This is a genomic window from Anaerotignum sp., assembly GCF_045122575.1.
Taxonomy (GTDB): Bacteria; Bacillota; Clostridia; order Lachnospirales; family Anaerotignaceae; genus Anaerotignum_A.
On the sequence record NZ_JBGVHV010000117.1, the window covers coordinates 1 to 12,706 of the forward strand.

9 protein-coding genes, 1 tRNA gene and 1 pseudogene are annotated in these 12,706 nt (G+C 48.8%); 5 read left to right on the forward strand and 6 right to left on the reverse strand.

The window, feature by feature from the left end; genetic code table 11:
- Positions 1 to 23: 23 nt before the first annotated feature.
- The 4 genes and pseudogenes from ACJMLT_RS05805 to ACJMLT_RS05820 all read left to right on the forward strand — a co-directional run.
- A pseudogene (locus ACJMLT_RS05805) lies at positions 24 to 1,037 on the forward strand (ABC transporter ATP-binding protein); the annotation flags it as partial.
- Between the two features lie 582 nt (positions 1,038 to 1,619).
- Complete coding sequence (locus tag ACJMLT_RS05810; protein ID WP_405727960.1) at positions 1,620 to 2,459, forward strand: ABC transporter permease; 840 nt, start codon at positions 1,620 to 1,622, stop codon at positions 2,457 to 2,459.
- Positions 2,460 to 2,463: 4 nt separating this feature from the next.
- A complete protein-coding gene (locus tag ACJMLT_RS05815) occupies positions 2,464 to 4,359 on the forward strand; it encodes an extracellular solute-binding protein (RefSeq protein ID WP_405727963.1) in 1,896 nt (631 codons plus the stop codon).
- 151 nt (positions 4,360 to 4,510) lie between these two features.
- Complete coding sequence (locus tag ACJMLT_RS05820; protein ID WP_405727966.1) at positions 4,511 to 4,861, forward strand: hypothetical protein; 351 nt, start codon at positions 4,511 to 4,513, stop codon at positions 4,859 to 4,861.
- Between the two features lie 37 nt (positions 4,862 to 4,898).
- Here ACJMLT_RS05820 and ACJMLT_RS05825 read toward each other — a convergent pair whose 3' ends face one another.
- The 6 genes from ACJMLT_RS05825 to cdaA all read right to left on the reverse strand — a co-directional run bounded on the left by ACJMLT_RS05825 (position 4,899) and on the right by cdaA (position 11,030).
- Positions 4,899 to 5,675 (reverse strand): sulfite exporter TauE/SafE family protein, encoded by a 777-nt coding sequence (locus ACJMLT_RS05825; RefSeq protein ID WP_405727969.1) that lies wholly within the window; start codon positions 5,673 to 5,675, stop codon positions 4,899 to 4,901.
- Positions 5,676 to 5,773: 98 nt separating this feature from the next.
- Complete coding sequence (locus tag ACJMLT_RS05830; protein WP_405727972.1) at positions 5,774 to 7,198, reverse strand: amidophosphoribosyltransferase; 1,425 nt, start codon at positions 7,196 to 7,198, stop codon at positions 5,774 to 5,776.
- Between the two features lie 248 nt (positions 7,199 to 7,446).
- A tRNA-Arg gene (locus tag ACJMLT_RS05835) sits at positions 7,447 to 7,520 on the reverse strand.
- A 24-nt stretch (positions 7,521 to 7,544) separates the two neighbouring features.
- Positions 7,545 to 8,894, reverse strand: a complete 1,350-nt coding sequence (glmM, locus tag ACJMLT_RS05840) for a phosphoglucosamine mutase (protein WP_405727975.1) — start codon at positions 8,892 to 8,894, stop codon at positions 7,545 to 7,547.
- Between the two features lie 18 nt (positions 8,895 to 8,912).
- The gene (locus ACJMLT_RS05845) at positions 8,913 to 10,172 is read right to left on the reverse strand and encodes a CdaR family protein (protein ID WP_405727978.1); all 1,260 of its coding nucleotides are present in this window, start codon (positions 10,170 to 10,172) and stop codon (positions 8,913 to 8,915) included.
- A 3-nt stretch (positions 10,173 to 10,175) separates the two neighbouring features.
- Positions 10,176 to 11,030 carry a diadenylate cyclase CdaA gene (gene cdaA / locus ACJMLT_RS05850; protein WP_405727981.1) on the reverse strand — a complete coding sequence of 285 codons (855 nt, stop codon included), beginning with the start codon at positions 11,028 to 11,030 and terminating at the stop codon, positions 10,176 to 10,178.
- Positions 11,031 to 11,572: 542 nt separating this feature from the next.
- Between cdaA and ACJMLT_RS05855 the strand changes: the two genes are divergently transcribed.
- On the forward strand, positions 11,573 to 12,706 hold a 1,134-nt coding region (locus ACJMLT_RS05855), incomplete at its 3' end, for an aminotransferase-like domain-containing protein (RefSeq protein WP_405727984.1).

Here is a 12,706-nt window from a genome sequence, read left to right on the forward strand (position 1 = left end):
ACATCTATACAGGAGGACATGAAATGAAGAAAAAACTCATTCAGTTCAAAAACATCGTGAAAAGCTACGAAGACGGCAAAGTCGTTCTGAAGGGCATCAATCTGGATATTTATGAAAATGAATTCGTGACTCTGCTGGGGCCTTCCGGCTGTGGTAAGACAACTCTGCTGAGAATCCTTGGCGGTTTCCTGAATGCCGATCAGGGTCAGGTCATCTTCGACGGGCAGGAAATTTCCAATATGCCCCCTTATAAAAGAGAGGTCAACACCGTATTCCAGAAATACGCTCTGTTCCCTCATATGAATGTATACGATAACATCGCTTTCGGTCTGAAGCTGAAAAAAGAACCCAAGGATATTATTGAGCAGAAGGTAAAACGTATGCTGAAACTGGTGAATCTGGAAGAATATGCAGACAGAAGCGTCACAGCCATGTCCGGTGGTCAGCAGCAGCGTATCGCCATTGCCCGCGCGCTGGTAAACGAACCTAGTGTCCTCCTTCTGGACGAACCTCTGGGTGCACTGGACTTAAAGCTGAGAAAAGAAATGCAGCACGAACTGAAAAAGATCCAGCAGGAAGTCGGCATCACATTTATTTATGTAACCCACGATCAGGAAGAAGCCCTGACTATGTCCGATAAGATCGTTGTTATGAACGAAGGGGAAATCCAGCAGATCGGTTCTCCTACAGATATTTACAACGAACCCGTCAACGAATTTGTTGCCAACTTCATCGGTGAATCCAACATCATTGAAGGTATGATGGTAGATGATTACAAAGTTGTATTCGAAGGCAGACGCTTTGACTGCGTAGACTACGGCTTTGGCAAAAATGAGGTCGTGGATGTTGTCATCCGTCCCGAAGACCTGGATATCGTGCCCCGCGGCGAAGGGAAACTGAAAGGCGTGGTAAAATCCGTTCTGTTCAAAGGCGTACATTACGAAACCATGGTGGAAACAAAGGTCGGCACGGAAATCACCGTAAAAATGGCCGTTTCCAACGACAGACCCGTTTATAATGAAGCGGCAAATGAAAAAATGTCTGCCAATGACTTCTATCTGGATATGGATGACGTGGAAGAACTGGACGAAGCGACTATCATCGCCCGTGCCGATGCCCAGGCATGGAACCCCGATGAGGATGAATGGATCTCCATCAAAGAAGTGGATTATGAAATCAAAAAGGAAAACGGCAAATATCCCGTTACCTTCTCCACTGCCGCAGGCACATCCATCACCATCAACATGATCGTAAAGGATGAAAACCGTGTGACCAGTGAGGAAAATGAAGAAGAAATTTACGCCATGAATTTCTTTAAAAAGGTAGACGAAATTCAGGAAGCCATCGCCCTGGATACCGACCTGAAAACATGGGCCAACGCCTCTGCATGGAGTCTGGAAGACGGCACAGCTGTAGAAATTACAGAAGTAAAATATGATTTCGACCCCGAAACCATCACGCCCGGGGTTTATGATGTTACTTTCGCTACAAAGGGTTACGAATATAAAGTAGATACTACCGATAAATACGAAGTGGATGATATGGTTGGTCTGATGTTCCAGCCGGAAGATATCCATATCATGTCTAAAAACAACTACTAAGAAAGGGGGCAACCGCGAATGAAACAATTTCGCAATATGATCTATCCCTATGTGGGCTGGCTGTTGGTTATGGTCGTTGTCCCCATGTTTATGATCTTATTATATGCTTTTACAACGGCGGGCAACGAAGTAACGACCTTCCGTTTTACGCTGGATAACTTTTCCCGTTTCCTGACGGATAAAGTTTTTATTGATGTATTGAAACGTTCCATGATCATTGCCATTGCGACAACGGTCATCTGTGTGCTTCTGGGCTACCCCATTGCCTATGCCATTGCAAAGGGGAATGAAAAGAGCGGCTTTTTCTGGGTCATGCTCATCACACTGCCCACATGGATCAATATGCTGGTGCGTACCTACGCATGGGTGGGCATCCTGCAGGATGACGGCCTTCTGAACAGCATTCTCGGTCTTGTTGGCATCGGGCCTTTCCATATGATCCACACCACCTTCGCCGTGGTACTGGGGATGGTTTATAACTTCATTCCCTTTATGATCCTGCAGATCCATTCTTCTCTGGCGAAGATGGACAGAAGCCTCATCGAGGCTGCCAACGATCTGGGGGCAAATCCTGTACAGAGCTTTCTGAAGGTAACACTGCCCTTGTCTCTGCCCGGGGTACTGAGCGGCATCACGCTGGTGTTCCTGCCTGCGGTATCCAGCTTCTTTATCCCGAAACTTCTGGGCGGCGGCCAGTATGTACTGGTTGGTAACGTTATCGAAACCCAGTTCCTGACCAGCGGCGACTGGAACTTCGGTGCGGCAATTTCCCTCATCATGGCGGTTATCATTATGATCTCCATGTGGCTGACCCGCAAGGTAGACACTGACCCTGCGGCCAACGGAAAGGGGGCGTGATGGTATGAAAAACAAAGGCAATCTTGCAGGAAAGATCCTGCTGGGGGCAACAGCGGTATTCTTTTACCTGCCCATCTTGTATATCATCGTGTTCTCCTTCAATGATTCCCGCTCTCTGACCCATTTCGGCGGTTTCTCTCTGAGATGGTATGAAAAAATGTTCGCGGACAGCACCATGATGGAAGCAGTGGTTTATACGGTCATCATCGCATTGCTGGCAACCATCATTTCCACGGTGGCAGGTACACTGGCGGCCATCGGTATGTCCAAATCCAAAAAGGTGCTCCGCAATCTGGTGGAACAGGTGAATAACCTGCCCATTATGAACCCGGAAATCGTAACAGCCATCGGGCTGTTGATGTTCTTCAGTGCCATCGGCATTAAAAAGGGCTTCCTGACCCTGCTGCTGGCTCATATCATGTTCTGTATCCCCTATGTGATCCTGTCTGTTATGCCCAAGCTGCGCAGCCTGGATCCCAATCTGGCGGATGCGGCCATGGACTTGGGTGCAACACCTTTTCAGGCATTGACGAAGGTCATCGTGCCTCAGATCATGCCCGGTATCGTTTCCGGCGCCCTGATCGCATTTACCATGTCCTTCGATGACTTCATTATTTCTTACTTCGTGACAGGCAATGGCGTACAGAATATTTCCATTCTGGTTTACACCATGTCGAAACGTGTCAATCCGTCCATCAACGCCCTGTCCACACTGGTGATCGTTCTCATTACCATCGCACTGATCGTTGTGAATGTGCTGCCTGTCATCCGTGAAAAACAGGGGAAAGCAGGTCAGCCTGTGGGCAAAGCATCCATCGTCATCGGTCTGGCTGTGATCATTGCCATCGGCGGTTTCGGCTGGTCTACCCTTCGCGGCGGCGGTGCATCTCCTGAGGATGCCATTGCAAAATATGGTTCCGATAAGCTGAAACTGTATATCACAGGGGAATATATGAGTGAAGACCTGATCCCCAATTTCGAAGAAGAATTTGGCGTAGATGTCATCGTGGAATATTTCGATTCCAATGAAATGATGTATACGAAGATGCAGGCGGGGGATTCCTATGACGTTGTCATTCCTTCTGACTATATGATCCAGAGAATGATGAACGAAGGCAGTCTGCAGGAGCTGGATCTGAGCCTGATTCCCAATCTGGATAACCTGACTCCCGAAGTGACAAACCTGCCCTATGACCCCGATAATACCTATTCCGTGCCTTATTTCTGGGGCAGTGTGGGTATCATCTATAACCATAATACGGTGGATCCGAAAGATGTGGAAGAACAGGGCTATGATATCCTGCGGAATGAAGAATATAAGGACAGAATTTATATTTACGATTCCGAACGCGACTCCTTTATGATGGCGCTGAAGGCGCTGGGCTATTCCATGAATACGGATGATCCCGATGAAATCTACGATGCCTATGAATGGCTGCTGGATATGAACGATAAGATGAATCCTACCTATGTAACGGATGAGGTTATCGACGGTATGATGAATGGCAACAAGGATATTGCCGTGGTTTACAGCGGTGACGCAACCTATATCCAGTCTGAAAACGAAGATATGAGTTTCTGGATGCCTAATGAAGGCACGAACCTGTGGTATGATGCCATGGTCATCCCGAAAAATGCGCAGAATCCTCTGCTGGCTCATGAGTTTATCAATTATACGCTGACTTATGAAGCGGCTCTGGCGAACTCTGAATACGTTGGTTATACATCTCCCAACGAAGAAGTTATGCTGGAACTGAGTGATCCCGAAGAAGGGATGTATGGTGCCTATGAGGCGTATGTTCCCCGTGACGGCTATGAAAAGGACGAAGTATTCCAGGACAATCCCGTCATCAAGAAAACCATCGCTGAGCTGTGGATCAAGGTAAAGGCGTCGAAATAAGACCTTGGGGACGCTGTCCCCAACACCCCTGCGAGGGGGTCACCCCCTCGACCCGATACGAAACAGCATGTACATGCTGTTTCAATTAGGGGTGCAGGGGGATTATCTCCCTGCTGGGAGTTTGAGGGCAACGCCCTCAAGGAGGGTTGTTATGTTTGAAAAAGTAAAATTGGTTTGTCTGAGCAATACAGAAGGCAAGGCGGATTGGCTGGCAAAAGGCTTCGATGAAGTGATTTTCTCTGCCGACCAGCTGAGAAGCAATCTCCTCATCGGCGAGGAACTGCCCGAAAAAATCGTATTCGATGGCAACCTGAAGGAATTTATCCACCTCTTTCCCGAACGTACCCCTGAGGAAAGCTGTGCACTGGTGAACGGCTATCTGGAAGCGGGCGTTGCGGAATGGACGGATGGACAGTGGGAATTCTTCACTTGCCGGGCAGCCGTTCTGGGCTGCTGTACCGGTTTTTACCTTTCTGTTCTGAATAAGAAAGAAATCAGATAAATAAAAAAGACATCGGACATTTCCGATGTCTTTTTCTTTACAGAAAGAACTCGCTCAAAACCTTAAAGAACAGCAATACGATCACGACCATCAGCATTTTTCGGATGACAGCCGCACCTTTTTTGATGGCGACCCCTGCGCCCAGATAGTTGCCGATGATATTGCAGGCCGCCGCAGGAATGGCAACCGCCCAATACACGGTGCCTGCCAGAATGAATACCACCAGAGAGGCGTAATTGCTGGCCAGATTCAGGAACTTTGCGTTGCCCGTTGCGGTACGCATGTCGTATTTCAAAATTAGACAGAAGCCGATGAGGGCAAAGGTTCCTGTGCCGGGGCCGAAGAGCCCGTCGTAAAACCCGATGAGCCCTCCGATGAGGAAGGCGAGGGAGTATTTTTTACGCTGACTGAACTGATGAGACTGGTTTTCGCTGCCCATGTTTTTGTTCATCAGTGTGACTGCGGCCACCACGGGCAGGATGACCAGCATCATGGTTTTCAGGGTATGCTCATTTAAAATCAGAACGATCTTCGCTGCAATGGCGGAACAGAGAAAGGCACCCGCCGCCGCTGTCAGCCCCACGGGGATATCTACCATCTTGTTGCGGTAGTAGCGAAGGGTGGCAATGGTGGTACCGCAGGCCGCCGCAAATTTATTGCAGGCATAGACCATGTGCATGGGCAGACCGCTCAGCATATAAGCCGGCAGGGAGATGAGCCCACCGCCGCCGGCGATGGAGTCCAGAAAGCCTGCCAGAAAACTGGCGACCATCAGGAACAGAAAACTTTCAAAAGAAATGATCATATCAAACATTGGTGTTACCTCTTATCAAAGAAAAACCATCCCGTAGGGATGGTTTTATTTTTTTTTTTATTCAGGAAAATGGTTGTTGTGCCATTTTTCGGAATGCATTATTCCTTACCGTTCCAGCAGTAAGTGCAAACCTTTTCGCGGGGCAGGCCGATGGCTTCCAGAAGGCCGTCCAGAGACTGATAGCCCAGAGAAGCAAAGCCCATTTTTTCGCAGATGCGTTTCAGCATGCACTGACCTCTTTCTGTGGAAGCATCTACATATTCATCCAGGTGCAGATCGCCCTGCAGTCCTTCCAGTTCATGTACGATACGGCGTGCCAGCAGATCGTCTTCCTTGCCTTTGGAAGTGAAATTCAGGAATTTACAGCCATACATGATGGGAGGGCATGCGGAACGCATATGTACTTCTTTTGCATGGGCACTGTAAAGGAAGTCTACTGTTTCGCCCAGCTGTGTGCCGCGAACGATGGAGTCATCTACGAACAGCAGTTTTTTGCCTGCGATCAGTTCGGGTACGGGGATCTGTTTCATTTTTGCTACACGGTTTCTGATCTTCTGGTTTGCAGGTGTGAAGGAACGAGGCCATGTGGGTGTATATTTTACGAAGGGACGAGCATATTCGATGCCGCATTCGTGGGCATAACCCATGGCATGGGGCACGCCGGAATCGGGGATCCCTGCTACATAGTCTACATCGGGCAGTGTGCCGTTCAGAGCTTCGTCACGAGCCATGATGGCACCGTTTTTGTAACGCATTACTTCTACGTTGATGCCTTCGTAGTTGGAGTTGGGATAGCCATAATAGCTCCACAGGAAAGCACAGATCTTCATATCTTCGCCTGCGGGTTTCAGTGTTTCGTAACCTTCAGGTGTGATTTTAACGATTTCGCCGGGGCCCAGTTCATATTCGTTTTCGTAGCCCAGTTTATGGTATGCGAAGGATTCGAAGGAAACAGCATAGCCTTCTTCGTCCTTACCTACCAGTACGGGCAGTCTGCCCAGATTATCTCTGGCAGCAATGATCGCGTCATCTTCTGTCAGGATCAGCAGTGTTACAGAGCCTTTGATGACGTTCTGGGCATGCTTGATGCCTTCCACCAGTGTTTCTTTCTGGTTGATCAGGCTGGCAACCAGTTCTGTTTCGTTTATCATGCCTGTGGAACGGCTCATGAACTGATGGCCTTTGGCAAATTCTGCCTGCAGCAGATCTTCTGCGTTGTTGATGGCACCGATGGTTGTGATGGCGTAAGTGCCCAGGTGAGAACGAACCAGCAGAGGCTGAGGGTCGTTGTCGGAAATGCAGCCGATACCGGAAATGCAACCTTCAAATTCGATCAGGTCGTTTTCGAACTTTGTACGGAAGGGAGTGTTTTCAATGTTGTGGATCTCGCGCTGGAAGCCTTTTTCCTTGCTGTGCAGAGCCATACCACCTTTTTTTGTACCCAGATGGGAGTGGTAGTCTACGCCAAAGAAAATATCCAGAACGCAGTCGTTATTACTTGTTACGCCAAAAAAACCGCCCATGTTGTTCCTCCTGTCATATATCATAAAAGGGTATTTTTAAAAACATATAAGCGGAGAAAAACTCCGCTGTTTTTATTTTAAACGAAAAAATGCCTCAATACAACAGAAAACGCAGGATTCCGACATAGAAAATAATTTGTATTTTTCAGAGTATGAGGGCAATTTTTCCAAAAGAAGGAAAGTTGTGGCTGTTGAAAGCCCTTTTTCGGGCAGCAAAAAACCTCCCGGAAAAATTCCGGGAGGCGGATTGTCCCCGACGGGATTCGAACCCATGGCCTTCCGCTTAGGAGGCGGATGCTCTATCCTGCTGAGCTACGGAGACATGAGGGTGCAGAGCACCCTGCGATCATTTCAGTCTTTCTTCAATCAGAGAAGCCAGTTTTTTTGCGGCTTTATCCATTTTTTCGATATCCTTGCCTTCGATCATGACGCGCACCAGAGGTTCTGTGCCGGAAGTGCGGATCAGCACACGGCCGTCCTGAGAAAATTCTGTTTCCAGATCTTCGATGGCTTTGCGTACCACCGCATCATCCATATAGTTGTTTTTCTTTGCATTGTTTACGCGGGCATTTACCAGAACCTGAGGCATCACCTGCATGATGGAAGCCAGTTCGGAGGCTTTTTTGCCGCTGCGTTTCAGCACAGAAAGCAGCTGGATGGCTGTCAGCACGCCGTCGCCGGTGGAGTTATAGTCCAGGAAGATCACATGGCCGCTCTGTTCGCCGCCGATGTTGTAGCCGTCTGCCAGCATGCGTTCCAGAACGTATCTGTCGCCTACGGCTGTCTGCAGGATCTCTACGCCGTTTTCTCTGCCCATCATGATCAGACCCAGATTGGACATGACTGTGCCGACGATCGTGTCTTTTTTCAGTTCGCCTCTCTGTTTCATATCCAGACCGCAGATGGCCAGAATTTTGTCACCGTCGATCAGTTCGCCGTTTTCATCCACTGCCAGACAGCGGTCAGCGTCGCCGTCAAAGGCAAAGCCGATATCTGCGCCGTTTTCCACTACCATTTTTTTCAGATCTTCCATGTGGGTGGAGCCGCATTTATCGTTGATGTTTGTGCCGTCAGGTTCGTTGTGGATGATGCAAAGCTGTGCCCCCAGATCCAGCATAGCCAGGGGAGCGGCTTTGTATGCCGCACCGTTGGCACAGTCCAGTGCCACCTTGATGCCGCCGAATTTTTCTGTTGTTGTTTTTGTCAGGAATGCCAGATAGTCATCCAGCGCTTCTTCCGCATAGCCCTTTGTGCCAAGGCCGATGCCTGTGGGGCTGGGAAGGATCTCGGGACAGCTCATCAGGATGTTTTCGATTTCGTCTTCCAGTTCATCGCTGAGTTTGTAGCCCTGTTCGTCGAAAAATTTGATGCCGTTATATTCCACGGGGTTGTGGGATGCGGAGATCATAACGCCGGCATCCAGTCTGTATTTTCTTACCAGATAAGCCACGGCGGGAGTGGGGATCACGCCTGCCACTACTGCATGGGCACCTACGGAGCAGATGCCTGCCACCAGTGCGCTTTCCAGCATGTCGCCGCTGATACGGGTATCCATTGCCACCAGGATGCGGGGAGCGTGTTTCTTTTCTTTTGTCAGCACGTATGCACCGGCTCTGCCCAGTCGGAAAGCCAGATCGCCTGTCAGTTCTGTGTTGGCAACGCCTCTTACGCCGTCTGTACCAAATAATCTTGCCATAATCGATTCCTCCAAAATTTATTCAGATGCTTCTGTTTCTTTCACTGTTACGGTGATATAGGAAGGGTTCATGAGGAACCCGTCGGGCAGGGACGCGTGGATCATGACCTTGTGGTCGCCTGCGGAAAGGCCGTTGACATTGATGCTGCCCTGCAGATCGTCGGCCTGTATGGACTCCAGCGCGGGGCCGTCACCGGAAAGGGTGATGTGGGCGTCGCCGTGAAGGATATATTCTTTGCCGTTCTCCTGTCCCATGATCTTCAGATCGGAGGAGGAGAGTGTCAGTTGTTTCTGAGACTGTTCGAAAATTTCTACGGTCACTTCCGCTGTTTCGTTGGCATCCTTCATCAGAGTGATTCCTTCGGGCAGGTAATCTGCCAGATGGAAGGTGCGGGAAGTGGAAGTGGTCATACCGGACACATTGATGCTGTCCAGCTGCAAGGAAGCGATGCGTTCCAGTGCTTCGGGAGAGCCGAGCAGTGCCGCATACTGAGGGCGGCAGTAGATATTGCCCACCTGATAACCGGGGGCGGGGGTGCCGGTGATCTCTACCTGCAGGGGAACCTGTTTCATATCATGGAGTGCATAGGACACCATGATCTCTTCGGGATCGGTGAAAACGCCTTTTACGATCATGCCTGCAGCATTATAGCAGGTCAGGGGAGCCATGATATCGGGGGATTGCTCGATATCTTCCGCTGCTACTGCCGCGCGGACGGAGGTGACGTTGTTTACCAGAGAAGAGGGGCCTACTACCAGTACCGTTTCTGTACTGAGCAGAGGTTCGGAGAGGTAGGTGCCGTCTTCCAGGTCGCCGTTCAGATCCACCTCAACAGGCAGTTCCTTGGAGGCCATGGTTTCTACGGAAACCTCTACTACAGCGGGAGACTTGCTGCTGATGCCGTAGGTGTTGCCACCCTGTACGGAAACAGTTACGGGCAGCGCGATGACATCCCCGTTGACTGCATAGGAAAGTTCGCTCAGATCCACAGAGGCGGTGATCCATTCAGGGTTCTGGCTCAGTCTGTCCAGTGCGGTTCGCTGGGCTTTCACCTTTACAACGATTTTTGTATTTTTCAGTTCTTCCAGATTGCCTACGGTCAGCCCTCTGTCTGTCAGCACTTCAATGTTGCGGACGGAAAGGGGACGGCTGTAGTCTCTGGTACCGATGGGCTGGTCGATGTTGATGACCATGAACCACAGGATCGTGGCGATGGCGATGGAAAGCAATTTCCAGCCGAAGTCTTTACAAATCAGTTCCTGTAATTTTTTCATCATGCATCACAACCCCCTTTTCCAAATGGTAGCAAAAGGTTTTTTGCTGCCTTCTTTCTGGGGCTGAGAGATCATGCTTCTCAGCTGGTCTGTGGTCAGGTTGCGGTAAAGCACGCCGCCCCTTGCCAGAGAGATGGCGCCGGTTTCTTCGGAAACCACGATCACATAGGCATCGGAAACTTCGCTGGCGCCGATGGCTGCTCTGTGTCTGGTGCCCAGTTCCATGCTGATCTCATTGCTGTCGGTCAGAGGCAGGAAGCAGGTGGCAGCGGCCACGCGGTTATGGCGCACGATGACTGCCCCGTCGTGGAGGGGCGTATTGTGTTCGAAAATATTGATGAGCAGCTGGCTGGAAACGATGGCGTCGATGGGGATGCCGGTACGTTCCAGGTCGCCCAGAGGGACTTCCTGTTCGATCAGGATCAGGGCGCCTGTTTTCACAGAACCCATTTTTACAGCTGCTTTTACGATCTCATCTACGGTGCGCTGGGTGGCTTTGTCGTCGGTTTCTTCGTTATTGCGGACGAAGTAGTTGATGAATTTCCCTTTGCCCAGCTGTTCCAGTGCCTTTCGCAGTTCCGGCTGGAATACAACGATCACGGCGATGATACCTACGGAGATGGTATTGGAAAGGATAAAGAGGATGGTGTTCAGGTTTAACAGTGTGGCCACCGCTGCCAGAGCAAAAATTACCAGAATGCCCTTGAACAGCACCCAGGCACGGGTCTCCTTGATCCAGAAGATCAGTTTATAAATGATATATGCAACGAGGAGGATATCCAGGATATCCGTAATGCCCAGGGACGGCCTTGCAAATTCCGTGATCCCCAGACTGTCGAAAATGCCTTTGAATGTTTCCATGTTTCACACCCTGTCTGTCTTGATTGTCTGCTTTTAGGACGTTTCCATGCCCGGATGGACACAAAAATCCATATTTCTCATTATAGCATACTCTGTGTGAAAATGTTACGAAAAGATGATGAAAATCACACACTATTTTTCGGTTTTTTTGTAAAATTTCATTTAGATTCATTTCTGTAAAATGCGACATGCATTTGCGGAAAGATTGTTAAAATTCTGCTAAAAGGAATCAAAAATAATGCTTTGCAGGCGAGCGGTTTTTGGGCATATTGTATCTGAAAAAATACAATATGCGGAACAGAAAAGTGCAGATCCTGTTCGGGTGCTGTGGTTTCGGTCAGTTTTGTTCAAAATATGCAGTTTTTGAATTATGTTTTTGGTTAGTTTTGAATTTCTGCATTGTGAAAACAGATTGACTTTGTTTATTATTTGTGATTAAATAATAGTAGAAAGGGTGAATTTGCGCATTTTCACAAGGAGAATGGCATGCAGCCCTTGTTGTCTGACACTTAAAACTCTATATATTTAAGGAGGAAGAAAAAATGGAATATAAATTTTCTAACAGAATGAGCCTGCTGAAAGGTTCCGAAATCAGAGAACTGATGGCTCTGACAGCTAGACCCGAAGTTATCTCTTTCGCTGGCGGTATGCCCGCTCCCGAACTGTTCCCTTGTGAAGCAGTAAAAGAAGCTTGTGTAGAAGTTATGGACGAAATGGGTCAGAGAGCTCTGCAGTACATGCCTACAGAAGGTCTGGTAACACTGAGAGAAAAAATCGTAAAAAGAATGGAAGACAAGCTGAACATCAAAACAGATGCAGCACACGTTCTGCTGACATCCGGTTCCCAGCAGGGTCTGGACTTCTCCGCTCGTGTATTCCTGAACCCCGGCGATGTAGTTCTGATGGAATCTCCTTCTTATCTGGGTGCTGTTAACGCATTCAAAGCTTGCGAACCCACATTCGTTGAAGTTCCTACAGATGACTACGGCATGATCCCCGAAGAACTGGAAAAAATCCTGGCAACAACAGACAACGTAAAAATGATCTACGTTATCCCCGACTTCCAGAACCCCTCCGGTAAAACATGGTCTCTGAAGAGAAGAGAACACTTCATGGAAATCGTAAACAAATACGAAATCCCCGTTATCGAAGATAACCCTTACGGCGAACTGCGTTTCGAAGGCGAATACCTGCCTTCCCTGAAATCCATGGATACAAAAGACCTGGTAATCTTCCTGGGTACATTCTCCAAAATCCTGGCTCCTGGTCTGCGTATTGGTTGGGTTTGCGCTAACGAACAGGTTCTGGCTAAATACAACTTCGTTAAACAGGGTGCTGACCTGCAGATCTCCTCTCTGGACCAGCTGGTTGCTGACAGATTCCTGGACAAAAACGATCTGGATGAACACGTTGACAAAATCAGAAAAGTATATCATGTAAGAAGAGACCTGATGCTGAAAACAATGGAAGAATGCTTCCCTAAATCCTGCAAATGGACACATCCCGAAGGTGGTCTGTTCACATGGGTTGTTCTGCCTGAAGGCGTAAACGCAAAAGACATTGCTCCTAAATGTCTGGAACAGAACGTAGCATTCGTACCCGGCGGTTCCTTCTTCCCTAACGGCGGTAAAGAAAACCACTTCCGTCTGAACTACTCCAACGCTACAGAAGAAAGA